Annotated in this window: 18 protein-coding genes; 9 read left to right on the forward strand and 9 right to left on the reverse strand. The window is 65.8% G+C overall.

Annotation, left to right across the window (positions count from 1 at the left end; all coding sequences use genetic code 11):
• Positions 1 to 435: 435 nt before the first annotated feature.
• On the forward strand, positions 436 to 1053 hold the full coding sequence (locus CH339_RS11595; protein ID WP_201241018.1) for a hypothetical protein: 618 nt from the start codon (positions 436 to 438) through the stop codon (positions 1051 to 1053).
• A gap of 21 nt (positions 1054 to 1074) precedes the next feature.
• The gene (locus CH339_RS11600) at positions 1075 to 2760 is read left to right on the forward strand and encodes a methyl-accepting chemotaxis protein (protein ID WP_111434522.1); all 1686 of its coding nucleotides are present in this window, start codon (positions 1075 to 1077) and stop codon (positions 2758 to 2760) included.
• A 74-nt stretch (positions 2761 to 2834) separates the two neighbouring features.
• Here CH339_RS11600 and CH339_RS11605 read toward each other — a convergent pair whose 3' ends face one another.
• A complete protein-coding gene (locus tag CH339_RS11605; RefSeq protein WP_111434523.1) occupies positions 2835 to 3596 on the reverse strand; it encodes an IclR family transcriptional regulator domain-containing protein in 762 nt (253 codons plus the stop codon).
• Positions 3597 to 3851: 255 nt separating this feature from the next.
• On the opposite strand from CH339_RS11605, the gene CH339_RS11610 reads away from it, so the two are divergent.
• From CH339_RS11610 to CH339_RS11630, 5 genes are all read left to right on the forward strand, one after another.
• Positions 3852 to 4865, forward strand: a complete 1014-nt coding sequence (locus CH339_RS11610) for a TRAP transporter substrate-binding protein (RefSeq protein WP_111434524.1) — start codon at positions 3852 to 3854, stop codon at positions 4863 to 4865.
• Positions 4866 to 4940: 75 nt separating this feature from the next.
• A complete protein-coding gene (locus CH339_RS11615; protein ID WP_111434525.1) occupies positions 4941 to 5471 on the forward strand; it encodes a TRAP transporter small permease in 531 nt (176 codons plus the stop codon).
• Positions 5471 to 6769, forward strand: coding sequence for a TRAP transporter large permease (locus CH339_RS11620; RefSeq protein WP_111434526.1), 1299 nt, complete (start codon positions 5471 to 5473; stop codon positions 6767 to 6769). The genes CH339_RS11615 and CH339_RS11620 overlap by 1 nt, the downstream gene beginning before the upstream one ends.
• A 58-nt stretch (positions 6770 to 6827) precedes the next feature.
• A complete protein-coding gene (locus CH339_RS11625; RefSeq protein ID WP_111434527.1) occupies positions 6828 to 8144 on the forward strand; it encodes a Rieske 2Fe-2S domain-containing protein in 1317 nt (438 codons plus the stop codon).
• Positions 8145 to 8178: 34 nt separating this feature from the next.
• Positions 8179 to 9639 (forward strand): glutamine synthetase family protein, encoded by a 1461-nt coding sequence (locus tag CH339_RS11630; protein WP_201241019.1) that lies wholly within the window; start codon positions 8179 to 8181, stop codon positions 9637 to 9639.
• A gap of 207 nt (positions 9640 to 9846) precedes the next feature.
• On the opposite strand, the gene CH339_RS11635 is transcribed toward CH339_RS11630, so the two are convergent.
• From CH339_RS11635 to uraH, 7 genes are all read right to left on the reverse strand, one after another.
• Positions 9847 to 10725: a transglutaminase family protein gene (locus tag CH339_RS11635; RefSeq protein ID WP_111434529.1), complete on the reverse strand. Its 879-nt coding sequence runs from the start codon at positions 10723 to 10725 to the stop codon at positions 9847 to 9849.
• 10 nt (positions 10726 to 10735) lie between these two features.
• Complete coding sequence (locus CH339_RS11640; RefSeq protein WP_244669135.1) at positions 10736 to 13141, reverse strand: circularly permuted type 2 ATP-grasp protein; 2406 nt, start codon at positions 13139 to 13141, stop codon at positions 10736 to 10738.
• A 239-nt stretch (positions 13142 to 13380) separates the two neighbouring features.
• Positions 13381 to 16737: a transglutaminase family protein gene (locus CH339_RS11645; RefSeq protein ID WP_111434530.1), complete on the reverse strand. Its 3357-nt coding sequence runs from the start codon at positions 16735 to 16737 to the stop codon at positions 13381 to 13383.
• A gap of 114 nt (positions 16738 to 16851) precedes the next feature.
• Positions 16852 to 17340, reverse strand: a complete 489-nt coding sequence (locus CH339_RS11650) for a protoglobin domain-containing protein (protein ID WP_111434531.1) — start codon at positions 17338 to 17340, stop codon at positions 16852 to 16854.
• A gap of 332 nt (positions 17341 to 17672) precedes the next feature.
• Entirely contained in the window at positions 17673 to 18803 is a 1131-nt protein-coding gene (locus CH339_RS11655) for a helix-turn-helix transcriptional regulator (protein WP_111434532.1), read from the reverse strand.
• Between the two features lie 659 nt (positions 18804 to 19462).
• A complete protein-coding gene (locus CH339_RS11660) occupies positions 19463 to 20695 on the reverse strand; it encodes a urate hydroxylase PuuD (RefSeq protein ID WP_111434533.1) in 1233 nt (410 codons plus the stop codon).
• Between the two features lie 85 nt (positions 20696 to 20780).
• Positions 20781 to 21137, reverse strand: a complete 357-nt coding sequence (uraH, locus tag CH339_RS11665) for a hydroxyisourate hydrolase (RefSeq protein WP_111434534.1) — start codon at positions 21135 to 21137, stop codon at positions 20781 to 20783.
• A 168-nt stretch (positions 21138 to 21305) separates the two neighbouring features.
• On the opposite strand from uraH, the gene puuE reads away from it, so the two are divergent.
• Both puuE and CH339_RS11675 read left to right on the forward strand, forming a co-directional pair.
• On the forward strand, positions 21306 to 22703 hold the full coding sequence (gene puuE / locus CH339_RS11670) for an allantoinase PuuE (protein ID WP_111434535.1): 1398 nt from the start codon (positions 21306 to 21308) through the stop codon (positions 22701 to 22703).
• A gap of 117 nt (positions 22704 to 22820) precedes the next feature.
• The gene (locus CH339_RS11675) at positions 22821 to 24233 is read left to right on the forward strand and encodes a uracil-xanthine permease family protein (protein ID WP_111434536.1); all 1413 of its coding nucleotides are present in this window, start codon (positions 22821 to 22823) and stop codon (positions 24231 to 24233) included.
• A gap of 226 nt (positions 24234 to 24459) precedes the next feature.
• Here CH339_RS11675 and CH339_RS25385 read toward each other — a convergent pair.
• Positions 24460 to 24606: integrase core domain-containing protein (locus CH339_RS25385; protein ID WP_146610090.1), on the reverse strand; the 147-nt coding region annotated here is incomplete at its 5' end.

A 24606-nucleotide genomic window follows, 5' to 3' on the forward strand; every position in this document is an offset into this window, starting at 1 on the left:
GGCGTCCCTCCGCCCTCGGCGCTTTCCCGGACACGCGGCCGCTCTACGACAGGGGTAGGACCGGCCTCTCCGGCGCCCTTGATCGTTGGAGCCGTTTCCGCAACCTATTCTGCGGAAACGGTTTTCCCGGATGGCCTTTGAGGCGAACGGCTCGTCAACCATTGGCCGGTAATGTGCGCAGCCCTTGATCGCGGGGTTCCGCGTCCTGCGGTGATGACGGCGACGACTGCTCGCCGACCTGTCGTGCGGGCCCGGGCGCAGGCACGCATATCGAGAATTTATTTCCGAAATTGCTTCAACTTTAAATATACATCGTACTTCTATGTAGTATCCGGTGTATAATACCCTTTTTGAACCTTTTTGTATTCCGATTCACGCAATTTTAAGCAGCTTCGACTGTAAAATAAGTCAGGCACATTACGAAGAGGATGCCCCATGTCCAGCAGGCTTCTTATCGCTTTCTTCGGCGCGGCGCTGTTCGGCGTGGTTCACGCCAACGCCGCCGAGCAAGGTCCCGCCCCGGATGCCAAGGCACTGATCACACCGGCCATGGTCGCCGATGCCAGGGCCTGGGTCGACACCGAAATCGTCCGGGTGTCCGTCGAAGCCCAGAACGGGCGCTACGGAGCACTGCAGCAGGCCGAGATCGACGCCCTCGACAAGCAATGGCGCGAGGAGCGCGAGGCGGCGGACAAGCCGCTGATCGCCGCAACCCTGTCCAACCCGCTGTCCGTCTACCTGTCGCGCATGCAGGGCCGGTCCGTCGGCCTTTATGTCGAGATCTTCGTCATGGACGACAACGGCCTCAATGTCGGCCAGTCGTCGATCACCGGCGACTTCTGGCAGGGCGACGAGGCGAAGTTCCAGAAGACCTTTCCGGTCGGGCCCGACGCGGTCTTCATCGACGAACCGGAATGGGACGACGATTTCAAGATCTGGCGCGCCCAGCTCAACTACACCCTGACTGCCGAAGACGGGACAACGCCGATCGGGGCGGCCACCGTGGAAGTCAACCTGACGGAAGCCGCTCGCCGTCAGGCCGCCGGCAGCTAAGAAGCGCAAGAAGGCATCGACATGATCAATAATATTTCCGTCACCGCCAAGGGCGTTGCCGCATTCGCGCTGATCGCCGTGGTCGGTATCGTCTCCAGCGTCATCGCCTACACCCAGTCCGTTTCCGCGGTCGACGCCGTGGAGGAAAACGCCCGCCTGAAGACGTTCATCGAGCATGTCAGCGAGACCGACGTGCTGATGACCGACCAGGTGCTCGCCGCCAAGAACTTCCTGCTGACCGGCAATCGCGAATGGGTTCAGAAGGTCGATGACGGCACCCAGAAGGTGGCCGACAGCCTTACCGCCCTGAAAACCCTTGCTGCGACCACCGATGACGTCGAACCGAACCAGATCGCCGAGATCGAGACCGGCTGGCGCGCATGGCTGGACGGCTATGCGCAGCGGCAGATCCAGTTGATGCGCGATCCGATGACCGTCGATCTCGCCAAGGCGATGGAAATCACCCAGACCGGCACCAAGGCCATCGGGGTCGTGGAAGACCAGCTTCACGCCATTCACGAAACGCTGGCGGAGCGCCAGAAGGTGCTCGCCAAGGCGCAGGAAAGCGGCCTCGGCCTCGTCCAGATGATCTCGCTCGCCAGCGCCTTCGTCATCGCCGGCTTCGCCGTGCTGCTCGGTTACCTGAACTACCGGATCATTTCCAAGCCGCTGGCCAGCCTTGCCAATACCACCCAGCGCCTCGCCGACGGCGACCTCACCGCCGAGGTCGAGCATTCGAACCGCAAGGACGAGATCGGCCGCATGGGCGATGCCCTCGGCGTGTTCCGGGGCAACCTCGTGCGCACCAAGGAGCTGGAGGAAAAGGCCGCCGAACAGGCCGCCCTTGCCGAAGCGGAGAAGCGGGCCGAGATGGAGCGGGTCGCCAAGGAGTTCGAGGAGAGCGTGATGTCGATCTCCGACGAGATCCTGCAGGCCTCCGAACAGCTCAACGAGACCGCCTCGACCCTGTTCAACATCGCCGAGGACACCTCGAGCCAGTCGATGACCGTGTCGTCGGCGGCCGAGCAGGCGACGGCCAACGTGCAGACGGTGGCGAGCGCGACGGAAGAGCTCTCCGCCTCGATCAACGAGATCAACGAGCAGATCCACTCTTCCTCGCAGATCGCGGCCCAGGCCGAGGTCGAGGTCGAAAAGACCAATCACGCGGTCGCCAGCCTGCAGGACGTGGTGGTCAAGATCGGCGACGTCACGCAGCTCATCAACGACATCGCCGAGCAGACCAACCTTCTTGCCCTCAACGCCACCATCGAGGCGGCACGGGCCGGCGAGGCGGGGCGCGGCTTTGCGGTCGTCGCCTCGGAGGTCAAGGCGCTGGCCGAACAGACCTCCAAGGCGACCGAGGAGATCGACACGCAGATCACCGAGATGCGCAGCGCCGCCGACCTATCGATCAGCGCCACCGGCGTCATCGCCGAGATGGTCAAGACGATCGCGGAGCGGACCTCGAACATGGCCGCCTCGGCGGAGCAGCAGAACGCTGCCACCAGCGAGATCGCCCGCAACGTCTCGGAAGCCGCGACCGGCACCCAGCAGGTCTCAATGTCGATCGAGCAGGTGAGCGGGTCGGCGACCAAGACCGGCGACCTGTCGGCCAACATGCGCACCGCCATCGGCGATTTGCACAATCGCTCCGAGCAGCTCCGGGTCACCATGGACAGTTTCCTGAAGCGGGTTCGGGCCGCGTAAGCAGTCTCCAAACGCACCGGCGAAACCGGCGGCGGCCTCAAAAGGGCCGCCGCTTTCTTTTGTGCCGATGCGGGTCAGTCCGCCAGCAGCGGCTCCAGGGCGGAGGCGCAGCCGGCGAGCGCGCGGCGCGCCCGCTCGACATGCTCGGGCGCGGAAAACGCCTCGCGCGGCCCGGAAATGCCGACAGCGGCAAGGACATTGCCCGGCCGGCCGACGGGCACGGCAAGGGCGGCAACGCCGGGCTCGAACTCGTTGTCGACCAGGGCAAAACCCTGGCGCCCGCTTGCCGCGACGGCCTCGGCTATCGCTGCGCGGTCGGTGATCGTATCGGCCGTGAATTGCTCCGCCGGCGCCTCTGACAGCGCCCCATCTCTGATGTCATCGGATGCAAAGCCCAACAGCGCCCGGCCGATGGCGGTCGGCAGCAAGGGGATGCGGCTGCCGATGGTGAAGCCGATGCTGACCGGGCGATCCTCCACGTCGCCATGGGCGACATAGACCGCTTCCAGGCCGTCGAGCATGGCCAGCGAGATGGCCTCTTCGAGGTGGCGGGAGTGGGCAGAGAGCGTCGGCTGCACGTTCTTGCCGTAGCCGCGCCCCTGCAGGAAGCCGCCGGCCAGCACCAGCACCCGCGGCGTCAGCGAGAACACCCGGCCGGACTGGCGGACATAGCCGAGATGGACCAGCGTCAGCACCAGGCGGCGGACGATCGCCCGGTCGTAGCCGGTGACGCCGGCGATATCGGCGATGCTGAGATGGGTGCGGGCGGCGTCGAACGCCTTCAGGACCGCCATGCCCTTGGCAAAGGTGAGCGAAATATCCTTGTCGCCGATCATCCGGTCCGCGCTCGTCGCATGCCGGGAGTTCCTCCGCAATTCGTCTTGTGCACCGCCACATTCATCGGCAGCGGACGCCCAGATATGAGGCAGGGGGCCTTTTCAGCCCCCGAATCCCGGGCTTTTTTTAGCTACGCAAAAGTGCATACACGAGAATTGACTCAAATCAATCCACTGATAATAATTCTATTGCTCGAATATCATAAAAATGTGCGTTTATCGCACAAACCGATCCAGCAGAGGGGTTTCCCGACCATGATCCGGCGTCTCGCGCTCTCCGGCATTGCCTCACTTACCCTGCTTTCCGCGGCCCATGCGGACACCAGCCTCCGATACGCACATTTCATGCCGGCGCAGAGCTGGCAGCAGACCGACCTGTTCGAGGCTTGGGCCAAGGCCGTGGAGGACGCCTCCGGCGGCGCGGTCAAGACCACCGTGTTCCCGGCCCAGACCCTCGGCAAGGCGCCGGCCGGCTACGACAATGCCAAGAACGGCATCGCCGACATCGCCTGGACCGTCCAGGGCTATACGGCCGGGCGCTTCCCGCTCAGCCAGATCGTCGAACTGCCGGGCCTGTTCCAGACCGCCGAGGTCGGCTCCTGCGCCTTCCAGAAGCTCTATGATTCCGGCGCGCTCGATGACGAATACAAGGACACCCACGTCCTCTTCGTTCACACCCACGCGCCGGGCCAGCTCCACATGCGCGACACCCCGGTGAAGACACTCTCCGACCTCAAGGGCAAGAAGCTGCGCCGGCCGACCACCGTCATCGGCACGCTCCTTTCCGAACTCGGCGCCGAGCCGGTCGGCCTGCCGGCCCCGCGCATCTACGAGAATGTCGAACGCGGCGTCATCGACGGCTACATGATCACCTGGGAGTCCGTCATCGCCTTCCGGCTCGCCGAACTCACCAAGTACCACACCGACTTCGGCTTTTATTCGCTGGCCTTCGTCACCACCATGAACAAGGCGAAATACGAGGCGCTGTCGCCGGAGGAGAAGAAGGCGATCGACGACAATAGCGGCATGAAGTGGTCGCTGGTCGCCGGCCGCGGCTACGACAAGGGCGATGCTAGAGCCCTGGTGGAATTGAAGAAGACCTCGGAGATCTATGAGATCCCGGCGGCGGAACGGCCGGAATGGGAGGCCGCCGCCAAGCGGGCGACCGAGATCTACCTGAACGAGCTGGACTCCAAGGGCCTTCCCGGCACCGAGACCTACGAAAAGGTCCAGGAATACGTCGCCGCCTGCAAGGCGGACCTGGACTAAGAGGCCACTCACACCGTCCCGGTGCTGGCGCGTCGGGACGGACCTCTTCCGCCCATCCTTGAAGGCTCCCAGCCGATGTCCGGTTCACCGCCCGTCCTTCGCCTTGTTGCGGCTGTTCCGCGCCTTGCTGTCAAGGCGACGGAGCTGATCGCCTTTGCGGCGGTGCTGGGGCTCTTTTTCGTCGTCGCCTTCAACGTCGTCGGGCGGGCCGTCTTCGACCTCACAGACGGCGCCATCAACCCGATGATCCCCGGCGCCATCGAGCTTGCCAGCTACACGCTCCTGATCGCCGTCTTTGCCGCCTTCCCGGTGTCGCTGAAGCACGGCATGGTGCGGGTCGACGTCCTCGTCGGCCGCTTTCCCCTGATCGTCCGCCGCGGCCTCAACCGGTTCTGGTCGCTGATCACGCTTGCCGTGGCCATCGCGCTCGTACGGCTCTTCTTCGACGAGATCGCCACCACCTACGCCCGCGGCGACATCACCCAGGTGCTGCGCCTGCCGCTCTGGCCGGTCTACGTCGCGCTCACCGCCGAATGCGCGGTACTGGCGCTCGCCGCCCTTTCCGAACTCGTCGCGCCGAGCAATATCGACGGGGATCTCGCCTGATGGACATGCAGACCACAGGCATATTGTCGATCCTCGCCCTGTTCGTTGTCGTGCTCCTCGGCTGCCCCGTCGGGCTCGCCATGATCGTCGTCGGCTTCGGCGGCTTTGCCGCCATGATCGGCGTCGATCCGGCGCTCTCGGTCCTCAAGACCGCCGCCTTTGAGACCGCCTCGTCCTATTCCTTCACCCTGGTGCCGCTGTTCATCCTGATGGGCAACCTGGTCTCCCAGTCAGGCATGGCGGGCGATCTCTTTCGCGCCTCCGAGCGGCTGACGCGCGGCTGGTCGGGCGGCCTCGGCGCCGCCGGCATTACCGCGAGCGCGGTGTTTTCCACCGTCTCCGGCTCCTCGCTCGCCACCGCCTCGACGATGACCCGGGTCGCCTATCCGGAAATGGTCAAGAGGGGCTATGACGCGCGCCTCGCTGCCGGCTCGCTCGCCGCCGGCGGCACGCTCGGTATCATGATCCCGCCGTCGATCGCGCTCCTCCTCTATGCCCTCATCACCGAGCAGTCGGTCGGCGAGATGTTCCTGGCCGGCATCCTGCCGGGCATCCTTGCCTATTCGCTCTACGTGATCACCGTCATACTGCTCGCCCGGCTGTGGCCGGCGCGCGAACGCAGCGAACCCGAAACGGCAAACGCCGATACGGTGCTCGACGCCCTAAAACGCTTCCTGCCGGCCTTCGGCCTTTTCGGCCTCGTCATGGGCGGGCTCTATGGCGGCTTCTTCACGCCGACGGAGGCCGGCGGCGCTGGCGCGTTGTTCGCCCTCATCTACGCGCTGTTTCGCGGCCTGACCTGGAAGCAGTTCCGCGAGGCGGTCTATGCGACGGTCTACACGACGGCGACGATCTTCTTCATCCTGATTGGCGCGGAGGTCCTCGGCTTCGTCATCTCCACCTCGCAGCTCTCTTTCGCCATGGTCGATTTCATGCGCGACAACGGGCTGACGGCCTGGCAGATCCTTGGCGCCATCCTCCTCTTCTACATCGTGCTCGGCTGTTTCATGGAAAGCCTGGCGATGATCCTCTTGACCGTTCCGATCTTCTTTCCGGTGATTGTCGCGGCCGGCTTCGATCCGGTCTGGTTCGGCATCATCGCCGTCGTCACCGTGGAACTCGGCCTGATCTCGCCGCCGGTCGGCATGAACCTCTTCATGGTCAAGAGCGCGGCGCCGGAACTCAATATCAAGACGATCATGGCCGGCGTCCTGCCCTTCGTCGTCACCGACCTGGTGCGGCTGGCCATTCTCGTCGCCTTTCCTGCCATCGCGCTGTTCCTTCCGGGGCGGCTGTGATGGCATCCTTTCAGCAACCGTCGCTTCAGACGACAGAGCACCCGAGGAGACCCCTGCCATGATGAGCCAGGAACAGAACGACCAGTTGACCCGCGTCGGCCCCGGCGCGCCGGCCGGCGATGTGCTGCGCCGCTACTGGCAGCCGGCCGCGCTTTCCGACGAACTGGTTTCCGAGCGCCCCGTCGTGCCGGTCAAGCTCCTCGGCGAGGACCTGGTGCTGTTTCGCGACAATTCCGGCAAGCTCGGCCTCATCGACCGGTTCTGCCCGCATCGCGGCGTCGACCTGTGCTTCGGACGGCGCGAGGACGATGGCTTGCGCTGCCCCTTCCATGGCTGGCATTTCGACCGCACCGGCCAGTGCGTGGAACAGCCCGGCGAGCCGGAAAAGAGCCAGATGCACACCCAGATCAAGGTGACGTCCTATCCGGTCGAGGAACGCAACGGCATCGTCTTTGCCTATATGGGCCCCGGCGATCCGCCGCCCTTTCCCGCCCTCGACTGCTTTGCCGCGCCGGACAGCCACGTCTTTGCCTTCAAGGGGCTTTGGGAGTGCAACTGGCTGCAGGCGTTAGAGGTTGGCATTGACCCGGCGCACGCTTCGTTCCTGCACCGCTTCCTGCAGGACGAAGACCCGAACGAGGGCTACGGCAAGCAGTTCCGCGACCGCGCCGCGAATACCGACATCCCGATGACCCAGCTCCTGCGCGAATATCCACGCCCCGAGATCAAGGTGGAGGAAACCGACTACGGTCTTCGGTTGATCGCGCTCCGCCACATGCCGGACGGGCGCAGCCATGTGCGCGTCACCAACCAGGTGTTCCCGGAGGCGATCTGCATCCCGATGTCGAACGAGATGACGATCACCCAGTGGCACGTGCCGATCGATGACGAGACCTGCTACTGGTATTCCATGTTCGTCAGCTTCGGCAAACCCGTCGACAAGACGCTGATGCGCGAGCAGCGGCTGAAGGAGCACCGGTTGCCGGACTACGCGCCGCTGCGCAACAAGCGCAACAATTACGGCTACGATCCGGCCGAGCAGCGCGACCTCACCTATACGGGCATGGGCCTCGACATCAACGTGCACGACCAGTGGGCGGTGGAATCCATGGGGCCGATCCAGGACCGCACCCGCGAGCATCTCGGCCGCACCGATGTCGGCATCTCGCGCTACCGGCGGCTGATGCGCGCTGCCATCGCCAAGGTGGCGGAGGGCTCGACGGAAGGCCTGCCGATGCTCGGCGAGGCCGACCTTGCCGAGGTCAAGGGTCCGGTCGCCATCGACGCCATCGGCCCGAGCGACGACTGGGACAGCCTCTGGCGCGACAGCGACGCCGCCCGCCGCACCGCCTGCTCCTGGGACGCAGCGCTGTGAGCGCCCTTTCCGCCGTTAAAGGATGAACCGAACGATGGCCGATATCGCTTCTGACATTGCCGCCGGGTTCCTCGCCGAGCACGGCCATATGACGCCGGACGACGCGCGGCGTGCCGCAGACGTCATCGCCCGCATCGAGGCCGACGGCATCGAGACCGTGCGGTTTTCCTTCGCCGACCAGCACGGCGTCCTGCGCGGCAAGACAATGGTGGCGGGCGCCGTGGCCTCCGCCTTCAGGAACGGCATCACCGCGCCGTCGACGCTGCTCCTGAAGGACACCTCGCACCGCACGGTGTTCCCGGTCTGGGGCACGGATGCCGGCTTCGGCGCCGGAGCGCTGGTCGGTGCCGGGGATATTCTCCTCGTCCCCGATCCGGCCACCTACCGGGTGCTGCCGTTCTCGCCGCACTCGGCCTCGATCCTGTGTGACGTCGTCCAGAAGGACGGAAGCGCGATCCCGTTTTCCGCCCGCACCGTGCTGAAGACGGCGCTCGACAAGCTGACGGAGCGCGGCCTCAAGCTCATCTGCGGCCTCGAAGTCGAGTTCCACATCTTCCGCATCGAGGAGACCCGGCTCGACCATGGCGATGCCGGGATGCCCGGCCTGCCGCCGGAGACCAGCCTCCTCGCCCACGGCTACCAGCTCCTGACGGAGGGCGTCTACGACATGCTGGAAGGGCTGATGGACGAGTTGCGCCGCGGCTGCGAGACCCTCGGCCTGCCGATCCGCTCCATGGAGGCGGAGTTCGGGCCGAGCCAGTTGGAATTCACCTTCGATCCGGACCACCCGATGGCCCATGCCGACGCGATGATGCTGTTCCGGTCGATGACCAAGCAGTATTGCCGCCAGCGGGGCCTGCACGGCACCTTCATGTGCCGGCCGAAGGTCGACAACGGGGCGGCGAGCGGCTGGCACCTGCACCAGTCGGTCGAGGACCTTCAGACCGGCGACAACCTCTTCATGCCTGAATCCGACGGCACCATCAGCCCGACCGCGTCGGCCTGGATCGCCGGGTTGCTGGAGCACGCCGCGGAGTGCTGCCTCCTGACGACGCCGACGGTCAACGGTTACAAGCGCTACCAGCCCTACCAGCTCGCGCCGGACCGCATCCAGTGGGGCCACGACAACAAGGGCGCGATGATCCGTGCCCTCTTCAGCCCGCACGACCGGGCGAGCCGGATCGAGAACCGGGTGGCGGAGCCGGCCGCCAACCCCTACTACTATTTCGCCTCGCAGATCCTTGCCGGCCTCGACGGGCTGGCACGCGGTCTGGAAGCGCCGGCGCCGGTCGAGACGCCCTATGACAGCGGCGCACCGGAACTGCCCAAGAGCCTGATCTCCGCCGTCGAAGCCTTCGAGGCGGGCACGCTCTTTACCGGCACCATCGGCCCGGAATTCGTCGCCTACCTCTCGCGCATCAAGCGGGCGGAGTGGGACCGCTACCTCACCACGGTCTCCGAATGGGAGCAGCGGGAATATTTCACGCTGTTTTAGGGAATGGTTCCGACCGACCGTGAGAGACGTCGGAACGACTCCGTGCCAAAGAGATAGGCCGGGCTGGATTGCTTCGCTGCGCTCGCAATGACGGTTTTCTCAATATTTTCAACGTCATTGCGAGGAGGCCGGCAGGCCGACGCGGCAATCCATGGGGCGGTGCAGCACGACCGGACAGGCTGAAAGCGCCCGGCGTACCCGCCCCCCTCACCCCTGCGGAATCACGTCCACCGCTTGCTTCGTCGTCTGGGTGCCGGAGCTGCGGGAGACGCCCTTGACGGGCGCGACGTCGAAATAGTCTCGGCCGCGGGCGATGACGATGTGGTCCTGGCCGACCATCATGGCGTTGGTCGGATCGTACTCGATCCAGCCGGTCTCGATGCCGCACCAGGCGCGCACCCAGGCGTGCATGGCATCCGCGCCTTCCAGCCGCGGCTGGCCGGGCGGCGGCTCGGTGCGCAGGAAGCCGCTGACATAGCCGGCCGGCACGCCGAGGCCGCGCAGCCCTGCGATCATGATGTGCGTGAAGTCCTGGCAGACGCCGTGACGGTTGTCGAAGGCCTCGCGCGGCGGCGTCTCCACCGTGGTCGCTTCCGGATCGAAGCGCATGTCGCGGTTGAGGGCGAGGCCGACCGTCCTGACGATGTCGAAGACCGTCATGCCGTCCGAGATCTGCTCCCTGGCATAGGCGGTGATTTCGTCGTCCATCGGCACGCGCGCCGAGGCGCCGAGGAAATGGGAGGGCGCATCGGGTCCGAGCGAGTGCACCGCAGCGATCTCGCGGGAAAGGCCGGCAAGCTCGGGCGTGATGTCGAGCTCAGCCCCGCGGGCAAAGCGCTCGACCCGGCCCTTGACGAGGAACGACTCCTCGGTATGGGGCGAGCGATAGGCGATCTCGACGACCTGGTTGCCGAAAAAGTCGGTGCGGTCGATCCGCTCGTCCGGCGGCGGCTGGATGTCGATGGAGCCAGCGATCAACCGTTGCTCCCCGGCCAGACCGGCGGGCATCAGGTGGAGGATGTGCCGGGCGGCGACCGCGGCGTCCTCGTATTCGTAGGTGATCTGAAGGCGGATATCGAAAAGCACGGGGCGCCGCCTATCTCAGATACGCTTCGGAGAGGCGCTCGGAAACCTCGGCGATGGCGCCCCAGGTGGCGTAGAGCGCAATCGTGTCGAGGGTCTCCGGGCTCTGCACCATCAGATCGGTCTCGGCGCGCAGCACAGACTTCGCCAGCTCGGAAAGCTGACCGTTGACATTGGCCCCCGGCAGGGCGTCGACATGGTCGCGGATATCGGAGAGCTGATAGAGCACGGAGCGCGGGTTCCTGTCGTCGAGGGCCAGGAGGTCGACGACCGTCGGCCGGCTGGTCGCCACCGTATAGCGGCGGCGGTGGGACATGACGCTGTCGCCGATCTCAACGGCAAGGTCGAGGCCGCCGACATGGCTTTCCGGATCGGCGAAGACGGCGAGCGCCGAGGTCGTCGCCAGCGCCCGTTCCAGGGCCAGGCCGATGCGCAGGAAGCGCCAGCCGGAGACCCGGTACATGTTCTCGTGGACGAGGCCGGAAAAGCCCGTGATCTTGCGCAACAGCACGCCCATGGCGGCGGCGCAATCGGTGCCGGGCTGCACTGTCCGCCGCATGCCGTTGACCTCCCGGCGCAACTCCGAAAGCGCGGTCCAGCCGTCGATCGAGAAGCGGTCGCGGATCTGGCTGGCGCTCATCACCGCGGCCTCGACCGCGGCGCACAGGCCCTCCGGCAGGCACTCGTCCGTTTCCACGCCGAAGCCGGCCAGGTGGTCGCGGAGCATCGCCAGCAAAAGGTCGGCTTTCGGGTCCTCGGTCTCGGTAAGGCGGGCGTGATAGGCGCGGGTCAGCCGGAACAGGCCCTCGGAGCGTTCGATGTAGCGGCCGAGCCAGTAGAGATTGTCGGCGGCGCGGCTCGGCAGCATCGGCGGGCGGCGGCGGCGGAACGGGGTTTCCGGCTGGGTCAGCGTCAGGGTCTGGTCGACGGGGCCGTCGGCAGCGATCCACACATCGGCTGCCGAGCCGCCCTTCTGCATGGCGATCGCCGTCGGATCGTCGCTGTGGCCGATGCGGGCGAAGCCGCCGGGCATGACGGTCCAGCCGTTCGGCGTGCGGGCCAGGAAGACACGCAGGCTCATCGGCCGCGGCCGCAACTCGCCGTCGACATAGGCCGGCGTCGTGGAAAGGGTCACCACCTCCTGGCCAACGACCGCGCCAGGATCGCCGTCGATCCACTTCAGCAGCGCTTCCGGGTCGCGGTCCGGTCCCGGCCGGCGCCCCTGGCCGACGCGCGGGGCCTCGAAGGGCAGCCGCGTCGACAGGGCATCGTCGACCAGCATCTGATCGAGATTTGCCTTGACGTGGTCGCGCTCGGCCTCCTGGCCGCACCACCAGGTGGCGACGTTCGGAAGCTTGAGGGATTCGCCGCGCAGGGCCTTGCTGACCCGCGGCAGGAAGGCGAGCAGGGCGCGGGTCTCCAGCACGCCGCTGCCGAGCGCGTTGACCATGGTCAAATTGCCGGAGCGGATGGCGCCGATAAGGCCGGCGGTGCCGAGCCGCGAGCCCTCGTTGAGCTCCAGCGGGTCGACCCATTCGGCATCGACGCGGCGCCACAGCACGCTGAGGGGGCGCAGGCCCGAGATGGTGCGGACCATAACGCGGCCGTCCTGGACGGTGAGGTCCTCGCCCTGCAGCAGCCAGAGGCCGAGATAGCGCGCGATATAGGCGTGTTCGTAATAGGTGTCGTTGTGCGGGCCCGGCGTCAGGATGCTGGCGCGGCCCTCGTCCTCGCCGCGCAAGCCCGTCAGCGCGTCGCGGAACTCGCGGAAGAAGCCGGCGAGCCGGTGGACATGGGCCCTCGCCAGGAAATCGGAAAAGGCTCTGGTGGTCGCGACGCGGTTTTCCAGCGCGAAGCCGGCGCCGGAGGGCGCCTGGGTGCGGTCGCCGAGCACCCACCAGGTGCCGTCCGGGCCGCGGCCGATCTCAAAGGCGATGAAGTGCAGGAAATGGCCGGAGCGGGGCGCGACGCCGACCAGCGGGCGCAGCCATTCCGGGCTGCGGGCAATCAGGGACGCCGGCAGGTAGCCGTCGCGGACCAACCGGTTGGGGCCGTAGAGGTCGGCGACGAGGGCTTCGAGCAGGTCGGCGCGCTGGGTCAGACCCTCGGCGATCTCGGCCCAGTCGTCCTGGTTGATGACGACGGGGACGTGGCTGAGCGGCCAGTCGCGCTCCGCCGCCCCCTCCTCGCCGTACTGGCGGAAGAACACGCCGGCATCGCGCAGATACTGGTCGGCATTGCCGAAACGGCGGGTGATGTCGTCGGGCTGAAGGCCGGCAAGCCAGGAGACGAAGGGACGCCACGCCGGACGGATCTCGCCCGAGGCGTCGAGCAGTTCGTCGGCGCTGCCGATCGGCGGGCGATAGTTTTGCAGGAGTGCGTCGAGCATATCCGTTTCGGATGCGGTCTCGGTCGTCATGTCCGTCGATCCGACCTGTTGGGCAGAGTTTCATCGCAGCGATCTCGGCACCGGCCGGGACGCATCGCCGCCAAATCTATCGCGGTTGGATGCCGGAAAGATTGCAGACCGCTTTTTTCGGAAACGAGCCTAGACGAATTGAAGCTACAATCAACAAGATCGCACTGCGGTTCCCGCCATTGCGGAATAAAGTGCGATTTTGTTCACAGCATAGCGTTTCCCCCCTCGCAACGGCGCTGTCACAGCCCCGGCGGACGGCGCAGGTCCAGCGTCATCGGGAATTCCTTGTGCGGCATCTCCGGCGGCGGCTCGTAGAGCCCCGGCGTGTGACCGTGGGCCTCAAAGCGGGACAGGCGCCGGGCATCGGCCTCATAGCCGTTGACCGGGAAGGTGTCGTAGCTGCGCCCGCCCGGATGGGCGACGTGGTAGACACAGCCGCCGAGCGCCCGGCCGGACCAGTTGTCGAAGATGTCGAAGGTGAGCGGCGCATCGACCGGCAGCGCCGGATGCAGCGCCATCGCCGGCTGCCAGGCCTTGAAGCGCACCGCGCCGACCGCGACGCCGCCGGTGCCGGTCTTCTGCAAGGGAACGCGGCGGCGGTTGCAGGTGACGACGTAGCGGTCCGGATCGGTGGTCGTCAGCTTGACCTGCAGGCGCTCCACGGAGCTGTCGGTGTAGCGCACCGTGCCGCCGATGGCGCCGGTCTCGCCGAGCACATGCCAGGGCTCGAGCGCCTGGCGGATCTCCATCTCGACGCCCTGATAGGTCACCGCTCCGCAGAACGGAAAGCGGAACTCGGCCTGGGCCTCGAACCATTCGGGCCTGAGTTCGAAGCCGTGGCCGGCGAGGTCCTTCAGGACATCGAGGAAATCGTCCCAGACGAAGTGGGGCAGCATGAAGCGGTCGTGCAGCACCGTGCCCCAGCGGGTCAGGTCGCCGCCGACCGGGGCCTGCCAGAAGCGGGCGATTAGGGCGCGCAGCAGCACCTGCTGGGCAAGGCTCATGCGCGGATGGGGCGGCATCTCGAAGCCGCGGAATTCGACGAGGCCGAGGCGGCCGGTCGGCCCGTCCGGCGAATAGAGCTTGTCGATGCAGACCTCGGCCCGGTGGGTGTTGCCGGTGACGTCGATGAGGATGTTGCGCAAGAGCCGGTCAAGCAGCCAGGGCGCCGGCGGCGTTCCCGCCCCCGGATGGGGGATCTGGGAGAGCGCGGTTTCCAGCTCGTAAAGGCTGTCGTGGCGGGCCTCGTCGATGCGCGGGGCCTGGCTGGTCGGGCCGATGAAGAGGCCGGAGAAGAGGTACGAAAGGCTCGGGTGGCGCTGCCAGTGGAGGATGATGCTCCGCAAAAGGTCCGGCCGGCGCAGGAACGGGCTGTCCATCGGCGTCGCGCCGCCGACGACCACGTGGTTGCCGCCGCCGGTGCCGGTGTGGCGGCCGTCGATCATGAACTTGTCGGCGCCGAGCCGGGTCAGCCGCGCCTCCTCGTAAAGCGTCTCGATGTTGACGACGCAGTCCTTCCAGCTCGTTGCCGGATGGATGTTGACCTCGATGACGCCCGGGTCCGGCGCGACGCGGATGACGTTCATGCGCGGGTCGCCCGGTGGCGCGTAGCCCTCGATGTGGATCGGCAGGCCCATCTCGGCGGCGGTCGCCTCGGCGGCGGCGACCAGGTCGAGATAGTCCTCCACCGATTCCACCGGCGGCATGAACACGCAGAGCCGGCCGTCGCGCGGCTCGACGCTGAGGGCCGTCCTCACCGGGTGCTCGTTGTCGCCGCCGGCGACCTGCTCGACCCGCTCCTGGCCGGGCTCCACCGCGGTGAAGCTGGCCGCCGGCTGCGGCCGGTCGGGCGTCGCCGCGGGTTCCTCCGCCGCCGCCTTTTTCACGGCCGCGGCGAAATCGGGCAGCGGGCCGCGCGGAACGCTCGGATCGGCAACGAAGGTGTAGGGGTATTTGGATTCGGAGACGTGCGGCAGGGCTTCCAGCGGCAGGCGGAAGCCGACCGGACTGTCACCGGGAACGAGGAAGATGTGGCCGCGACGCAGCTTCCAGCGTTCGGACCGCCAGCGCGGACCGGAGGCGCGGCTCTGCCAGCGCTGCACCGGCAGGACGTAGCCGGCCGGGTCGTTGAGGCCGCGCGAGAACACACGGGCGATGCGGCTGCGCTCCTCCGCGTCCTTCAGTTTCGAATTCTCTGGCGTGACGTTCTCCGGCAGCTTGCCTTCCTTCAGCACCCATTCGGCCGGGTCCTCGTAGGCCGGCACGACGAGGTCGGCGTCGACGCCGATGCGCTCGGCCACGCCTTGCAGCAGGGTCTTTGCCTCCTCGGGGCCGGCGCCGGTGTCGTCGCCCTCCTTCGCGATGAGATTGGCATCGGCCCAGATCGGCTTGCCGTCGCGGCGCCAGTAGAGCGAGAAGGTCCAGCGCGGCAGGCTTTCGCCCGGATACCACTTGCCCTGGCCGTAATGCAGGAAGCCGCCGGGGGCGAAGCGGTCGCGCAGGCGCCGGATCAGGGTGTCGGCGAGCTCGCGCTTCATCGGGCCGACGGCATGGGTGTTCCATTCCTCGGATTCGAAATCGTCGATGGAGACGAAAGTCGGCTCGCCGCCCATGGTGAGGCGCACGTCGCCCTCCTCAAGGGCCGCGTCGACCTTGTCGCCGAGGCTGTTCAGCGCCGCCCAGGCCTCGTCGGAGAATGGCTTGGTGATGCGCGGATGCTCGGCCGTGCGCATCACCTCCATGTGGAAGTCGAAGTCGACCTCGGCATAGCTGGCGGCGCCGGAGATCGGCGCGGCGTTGCGATAATGGGGCGTGGCGGCGAGCGGGATGTGGCTTTCGCCGGTCAAAAGCCCGGATGTCGGGTCAAGGCCGATCCAGCCGGCGCCGGGGATATAGACCTCGGTCCAGGCATGGAGATCGGTGAAGTCGTGGTCGGTGCCCGGCGGGCCGTCGAGCGAGACGATGTCCGGTTTCAACTGGATCAGGTAGCCGGAGACGAAGCGGGCCGCGAACCCCAGATGGCGCAGCGCCTGGACCAGCAGCCAGCCGGAATCGCGGCACGAGCCGGAAGCGCGGGTCAGGGTCTCTTCCGGCGTCTGGACGCCCGGCTCCATGCGGATGATGTAGCCGACCTCGCCGGCGACGCGCGCGTTCAGGCCGACGATGAAGTCGACGGTACGGACCTTTTCCCGCGGCACGGCGTCGAGAAACGCCTGCAGCCTCGGGCCGGCCGGCTCCGGCGTGCGGTAGATCGCGAGGTCGTCCTTCAGGTCATCCGGATAGGCGAAGGGCCAGTGCTCGGCGCTGTCGTCGACGAAGAAGTCGAACGGATTGTATACCGTCATGTCGGCGACGAGGTCGACCTCGATCTTCAGTTCCGTCACCGGATCGGGGAAGACGAAGCGCGACAGCCAGTTGCCGTAGGGGTCCTGCTGGTGATTGACGAAATGGCCCGACGGACTGACCCTCAGCGCATGGGAAATCACCCTTGTGCGGCTGTGCGGTGCGGGCCTTAGGCGGATGACCTGCGGGCTGAGGCTGACGGGACGGTCGTAGCGGTAGTGGGTCAGGTGGCGGATTGCGGCCTGTATCGACAAGTCGTGGAAACTCCCGGATCGAACACATTCGGTGTCACCGGAAGGTTCCACAATTCGCTGCGCCGCACCAACGCTTTTTCGGCCCGGCCGCGGTTCTGGGCCGCGGCCGCCGGCTCAGTCGACCAGATGGGCGTTGTAGGCCGACAGCGTCATCTGCGAGTCGACCGCGATATGCCGGCTCAGCGTCCCCACGAGGGCGGCGATCTTGCGGCCGTCGCCTTCGAAGGCCATGGCAATCACCTTGACGATCTCGTTGGCGATCGTCGTGTAGACGACCGTGTACCAGCGCAGATCGACGCCGCTGAGGTTGTGGGCAACGCCGGTGCGGCGGATGCCGGCGGCGTAGGCCTCGTCCATCGCACCGGTGAACAGGCGCCGCCAGTGATCGACCTGCCAGAGGAAGAAATCGACGGTCCGGTCGTTGTCCATATCGGCCGTTCCGTTCTGGGTGATGCGGCTGAAACAGACGTCGAGGATCGCGTCCATACGATGCTCAAGGAGGCTCCAGATGATCCGGCCGTTGGCCGTATCCTCCCGTTCCAGGCGGATGAACGCGCACGCCTCGGCAGTCCGGTGATCGGTCTTTTGCAGGTGTGATGTCATGGTGGCCCCATTCCTGTCGGCTCCGCCGCCGCCGGATGGCACCCCGCCCCTCGGGGCCGCCACCGACACTTCGTGACGCGAGCCTTGCCCGTCCAATGCAGCCGTTGCCGGTAGCCTCGTCGCCCCGGTGACGGCTGGTGTCCTATCCTTAAATACTACGGATAAACAAAAGGTAACATTGTCACAAATATTGAAAAGAGAACGCCCTTTATTCCGAGTGCCCTATTTATTATTTTTTAATATCCAAGCAAGCCTGTAAGTATAAACACGCAGAATGCGCGCAGGGATAGAAAAACACTTCCCAACACCATGCCTTTTTACTGAACGGCCGATCAGTAGCGGTAAAAGAGCATCGAGGAGACGGCCCGCACGAGCTGGGTCTGGTTGCGGGTCCGGGTCTTCTGCAGGATGTTCTGCATGTGCCAGCGCACGGTGCCGATGGAAATGTCGTGGCGCTCGGCGTGCTCCTCCAAAAAGTACCCTTTCAGCAGCGATTCCAGCACCTTCCTTTCCGTCGCCGTGAGCCGGAAATGGGCGGCGAAGCGCTCCGTCGCCGTCGGACTGTAGTTCATGGAGCTGTGCAGGTAGACGATGACGGCGTCCTCGGTGCAGAACTCGAAGGCGGGCTGCTGCGCCAGAGGATGGATGTAGACGCCGACGAAGATGTCGTCCTTGGCCGTGCGAAACAGGATCTGGTCCTTCTGCAGCGTCTCGCCGCGGCGGCGGCTCTGGAAGGCGATGTAGAGCTTGCGTTCCAGTTCCTGCTGGACGGCGACATCGGCGATCCGGAGCCGGTGGTTGTCGACGCTGAGGCATTGGTGGCTCTTCAGGATCTCGTCGAACGCCTTGTTGGTCCGGGTAATCGTGCCCTCCAGGGAGAGGAAGGCGATGCCCGCCACGTAGCTTTCCACGACCGCGTCGAGGACCGGCACGGCGGGCCGGCCGCAAGCGGCGGCGTGGGACGTTCGAAACGCCCGGCCGAGATGTGGCGCCAGCGCCTCCAGCGCCGCGATCTCGTCGGCGGTGGCGTGGCCCTTTTCGGCCGCACGATGAAAGCCGAGATAGATCTGGGTGCCGTTCGAGAGCGGCATGATCGAGGCGCCGAGAATGTGGCGGCTCTCGTAGCGCGCGGCCCAGGCCTCGAACTCGCTGCTGGCCAGTTCGTCCCGTTCCATCACCATGCGGTCGTAGAAGATCTCCTGCTCGGGATTCTGCTGGAGATACCGGCTTACGGGATTGATGTACTTGTAATACTGATCGTATTCGCGCCAGTGATCGTCGTTTCCGAGGGTCTCGTAATATTTCCGGAAGCCGGCCGGCTCGGTGCCGCAGCCGACGATGGCGAGCCAGTCAAAGTTCAGACGTTCCCTGATGGCATCGAGCGTCTCGGGCCAACGGGCGCGGTCGGTCGCGCAACGGTAAATCAGATCGATGAAGTTGCTGCATTCGGAGGTGCCGGTCATGGTTCTCGTTCTTTTTATTAGTCGGTCAACTGACGCAGGGCCGCCCGCGGTTTTATGCCCTCCTCCGCTGCCGGGCTCGTGATAGCGGCCAGATGGATGCCTGACGGAAAGGTCGGCGGTTCCGGCGATGCGGGCGCCTCTGCATGGTGTCGATCGCGCCCTGCGACCCGTTCGCGGCGCAGGCCGTCTCCCTCTTTTTTCGTCGCCGGCGTGCCGTATCGGTCGTGCCTTCCCGCTGCCGGCGTTTGCCGACAGTTCCCCGAAGCGGGAAACCGACCTTTCACACTCCGACAACTCCCGTTGTCGTTTTCGCCGCCCTCACAAGGTCGGGCGACGTACCCGCTTCCCCCGAAAGCAGGTCCTCCCTCGTGCGCTAATATATGTGGAATATCTGAGGCTTGTCCCTGCAAAACTGCAGGCGTCTCATGGGTTGCAGGACCACCATATGGGCGTCCCGCACCGTCACCGAAAAGATGCCTTTCAGTGTTTTCTATATTTGTTTTCGGGGTTTAGCTGAATAACTGGATACAATTTCTACACGAAATCCGGCGCCAGCCTCAATAGGTGCGCGAGGCCCCTTGTGAAGTTCTGTCGCATTTCCGCAACGGCCTGCGGTAGCGAATGCTGCCTGCAACGCCGTCTTCAGCCCCGTGGCGGCCTCACGATCCGGCGATCGCCGTCTCGTACCAGGTCCGGATCAGCGCCCGTTCGGCCGGCTCCACGAAGGTGGCGTTGGCGGGCGGCATGGCGTGGCTGCGCCCGGCCTGGAGATAGATCTCGCGGGCGTGGCGCGCGATTTCCGCCTCGGTTTCCAGGCGGACGCCCTTTGGCGCGGCAACGATGCCCTCCCAGTAGGGCTCGGCGGAATGGCACATGGTGCAGCGGCCGGCAACGACGTTGGCGACGTCTTCGAAGGCGGCGACCTTGACGAAACGTTCCTCGTGCGGCGTCAGCGCGGCCTCGTCGTCCTCAACGGGCGTGCCGGGGCCTGCCGTCGACAGCCAGGCGATGGCCGCAAAGAGCGCCGCCGTCACCGCCCAGGTCCACCACGGATTTCCCTTGCCCGCATGGTGGGTGTTGAAGAAATGCCGGATGGTGACGCCCATCAGGAACACCAGCGAGGCGATGACCCAATTGTACTCGGTCGCAAACGCCAGCGGGTAGTGGTTGGAGATCATCAGGAAGAGGACCGGCAGGGTCAGGTAGTTGTTGTGGGTGGAGCGCTGCTTGGCCTTCTTGCCGAGCATCGGATCGGGCGTCTCGCCGGCCTTCAGGGCGGCGACGACCTTGGCCTGGTTCGGGATGATGACGAAGAAGACGTTGGCCGACATCGCCGTGCCGGTGATGAGGCCGAGATGGAGGAGCGCGGCGCGGCCGGTGAAGAGGTGCGTGAAAAGATAGGCGAGCACGACGAGGGCGCCATAGAGGACGACCATCAGCAGCGTGTCGTTGTTGCCGAGCGGCGACTTGCAGGCGAGGTCGTAGATCACCCAGCCGATGCCGATGGTGGCGAGCGAAATGAGGATGCCGCCCCAGGCCGGCACGTCGAGGACAGCGGGGTCGACCAGATAGAGGTCGGCGCCGGCGTAGTAGACGACGCACAAAAGCGCGAAGCCGGAGAGCCAGGTCGTGTAGCTCTCCCATTTGAACCAGATCAGGTGGTCCGGCATGTGGTCGGGCGCGACCATGTATTTCTGGATGTGGTAGAAGCCGCCGCCATGGACCTGCCATTCCTCGCCATGGACGCCGTGGGGCAGGCCCGGGCGCTGGCGCAAGCCCAGGTCGAGGGCGATGAAATAGAAGGACGAGCCGATCCAGGCGATGCCGGCGATGACATGGAGCCAGCGGACGGCGAAGGACAGCCAGTCCCAGTAAAGTGCGAATTCGTACACGGCCGATCACCCCTTTTGCCGTCGGCGCCACCAGGCGCCCCTACCCCGGAAAACCTAGCAAGAAACGCGCCGCTGTTTTTTCGATCTAGCTGCCGCGATAGGTGGAATAGCCGAAGGGCGAGGCGAGCAGCGGCACGTGGTAGTGCGCGGCCGCATCGTCGATGCCGAAACGGATCGGCACCACCTCGAGGAAGGGCTGCGTGAGCGCGATGCCTTTGCCGGCGAAATAGGCACCGATGGCGAATTCCAGTTCATAGGATCCGCATTGCAGGGCGCCGCGCGCGATCAGCGGGGCGTCGGTGCGGCCGTCGCCGTTCGTCGTTGCCCGCGCCAGCTCCGTGCGCGTTTCGCCGTCGAGCCGATAGAGCACGATGTCGACGCCGGCCGCAGGGCAGCCATTGGCCGTATCGAGGATGTGTGTGGTGAGATAGCCGTCGGCCATTCTTCTATTCCCCTCATCAGCCCGCTCCAGCGCGCCTTTTTCTATCCATAGCCCGGACCACGCTGATCCGGAAAGCCCGCCTTGCCGGCGTGACTTCACCGTCACCTTGATCTTATATCGGCGACAGCAAGAAGGAGGCCCGCCTTGGCGTTTCGATATCCCCGCGACATGCACGGCTACGGCGCGACCCCGCCCGACGCCGACTGGCCGGACGGCGCGGCGATCGCCGTCCAGTTCGTCATCAATTACGAGGAGGGCGGCGAGAACTGCCTGCTGCACGGCGATGCGGCCTCCGAGGCGTTCCTGTCCGAAGTCGTCGGCGCCGCGCCCTGGCCCGCCAAGCGCCACTGGAACATGGAGTCGATCTACGAATACGGCGCGCGGGCCGGTTTCTGGCGGCTGCATCGGCTGTTCACGGACGCCGATATCCCCGTCACCGTCTATGGCGTCGCGACAGCGCTGAAACGATCGCCGGAGCAGGTGGCGGCGATGCTGGAATCCGACTGGGAGATCGCCTCGCACGGCCTCAAATGGATCGAATACAAGGATTACTCGCCGGAAGCCGAGACGGCCGACATCATGGAGGCGATCGCCATCCACGAGGCGGTCACCGGGAGCCGGCCGCGCGGCTGGTACACCGGGCGCTGCTCGGTCAACACGGTCGACCTCGTCACGGAAATCGGCGGCTTCGACTACGTTTCCGACACCTACTCCGACGACCTGCCCTACTGGTATCGCCATGCCGGGCGCGACCAGCTCGTCATTCCCTATACGCTCGATGCCAACGACATGCGGTTCGCGACGCCCCAGGGCTTCAACAGCGGCGACCAGTTTTTTACGTACCTCAAGGACTCCTTCGACGAGCTTTACCTGGAAGGTCGCGAGGGCCGGCCGAAGATGATGAATATCGGCCTCCACTGCCGGCTCGCCGGCCGGCCGGGGCGCGCCCGCGCCCTGCGGCGCTTCATCGACTACGCCAGGAGCCATGACCGGGTCTGGTTCGCAAGGCGGATCGACATCGCCCGACACTGGACGGAACGCCACCCGCCGGCGCGCCGCGCGCTCGTTCCCTCGCAGATGGAGCGGGATGCGTTTCTTAAGCGTTTCGGGGGCGTCTTCGAGCATTCGCCCTTCATCGCCGAGCGCGCCTTCGAGGACGAACTCGGCCCCGTCAACGACACCGCCGCAGGCCTGCACGCCGCCCTCACCTACCAGTTCAGGCGGGCAACGCCGGAGGAGCGGCTCGGCGTGCTCAACGCCCATCCCGACCTTGCCGGCAAGCTGGCGGCGGCGAAGCGTTTGACGGCGGACTCCGCCAGCGAGCAGGCCGGGGCCGGGCTCGATGCCCTGACCGACACTGAGCGCGCCCGTTTCACCGAACTCAACGAGGCCTACAAGGAAAAATTCGGCTTTCCCTTCATCATCGCCGTCAAGGGGTTGACCAAGGCCGACATCCTCTCCTCGTTCGAGATCCGTATCGGCAACGACCGGGAGGCGGAATTCTCCACCGCCTCGGCCCAGGTGGAGCGGATCGCCCGGCTTCGGCTCGACGCACTCCTGTCCTGATCCGTCTGTCCAGCCCTGTTGCCGTCATCCGGCGCGCTTCTTGCTAGTCCGTCATCCGACAAAAAACGTGGCATCGCCCCTTTGCCGGGCGGTGCGGGCGACGAAAAGGAGACGGGAATGGCTGAATACGCAGAGTCCATCGGGACCCCGGAGCAGTTGCGCGATCCGGACTACACGCCGCCGCTGGCGACCGCCGTGCCGCTCGGCATCCAGCACGTGCTGGCGATGTTCGTCAGCAACGTGACGCCGGCGATCATCGTTGCCGGCGCCGCCGGCTTCGGCTTCGGCTCCAACTCGCCGGCCTTTCCGAACCTCATCTACATGATCCAGATGTCGATGCTCTTTGCCGGCGTCGCCACCCTGTTCCAGACCATAGGCTTCGGCCCGGTCGGCGCCCGGCTTCCCATCGTCCAGGGCACCAGCTTCGCCTTCATTCCGATCATGATCCCGATCGTTGCCGGCAAGGGCGTCGAGGCGATGGCGCCCCTGATGGGCGGCGTCCTCATCGGCGGCATGTTCCATGCCTGCCTTGCCCCCTTCATCGGCAAGATCCGCTTCGCCCTGCCGCCGCTCGTCACCGGCCTCGTCGTCACCATGATCGGGCTGGCGCTGGTCAAGGTCGGCATCCAGTACGCCGCCGGCGGGGTGCCGGCCATCGGCACGCCGGAATATGGCAGCCTGCAGAACTGGTCCGTGGCGCTGATCGTCATCGTCGTGACGCTGGCCGTGAAGTTCTTCACGCGCGGCATCCTTTCCGTCGCGGCCGTGCTGGTCGGGCTCATCGCCGGTTACATCGTTGCCTATTTCCTGGGCATGGTGAGCTTCAACAATGTCGCAAATGCCGCCGTTTTCGCCCTGCCCGATCCGTTCCATTTCGGTTTCGAGTTCAGCCTCGCCGCCGTCATCGGCTTTTGTCTGATGGCCTTCATCTCCGCCATCGAGACCGTCGGCGACGTCTCCGGCATCACCAAGGGCGGGGCGGGACGCGAGGCGACGACGGAGGAGATCCGCGGCGCGACCTTCGCCGACGGCCTCGGCTCGGCGATCGCCGGCGTCTTCGGCGCGCTGCCCAACACCTCGTTCTCCCAGAATGTCGGCCTGATCGCCATGACCGGCGTGATGAGCCGGCACGTCGTCACCATCGGCGCGGTGTTCCTGATCGTTGCCGGGCTGATCCCCAAGATCGGTGCGATCGTCTCCACCATCCCCATCGAGGTACTCGGCGGCGGCGTCATCGTCATGTTCGGCATGGTGGTCGCGGCCGGTATCTCCATGCTCGCCGACGTCGACTGGGACCGCAGGAGCATGGTGATCTTCGCCATCTCCATCTCCATCGGCCTCGGCCTGCAGCTTGAGCCCGGCGCGCTGCAGCACCTGCCGGGAACCGCCAAGGTGCTGCTGACCTCCGGCCTGCTGCCGGCGGCGTTCCTCGCCATCATCCTCAACCTCATCCTGCCGATGCCGCTCCCCGGCGAGGCAACGGAGGAAATCTCCGGCGGCATGGCCGGGCACCGCAACGATCCTGCTTGAATTGGGTGCGTTCAGACGCCACGCAGGCTTTACGGCGCAACGGCGCCGGCGCGCGTTGGCGCTTGCCGGGACGCGGTAGCCGCGTCCCGGAGGGAGTGATCCGGCTTGAGGCGTAAGAGGGCGGGTGTCGGACAAGCCGGCACCTGCCGCTTTCTGGATTGCTTCGCTGCGCTCGCAATGACAGCGGAAATTTGTAAAATATTTTCGACGTCATTGCTGTGCAAGTTCACGAATTCGGTGATGGCTGTTCGGTTTTCTTTTGTTCGGCGAAGGTCTTTGGCGGGATGTTTCCGATTGCCTGGTGGGGCCTGAACTCGTTGTAGTAGATGATATATTCGATGAGCTCGTTGGCCAGGTGCTCGGGGGTGTCGAA

The organism is Rhodobium orientis (genome assembly GCF_003258835.1).
Classification (GTDB): domain Bacteria; phylum Pseudomonadota; class Alphaproteobacteria; order Rhizobiales; family Rhodobiaceae; genus Rhodobium; species Rhodobium orientis.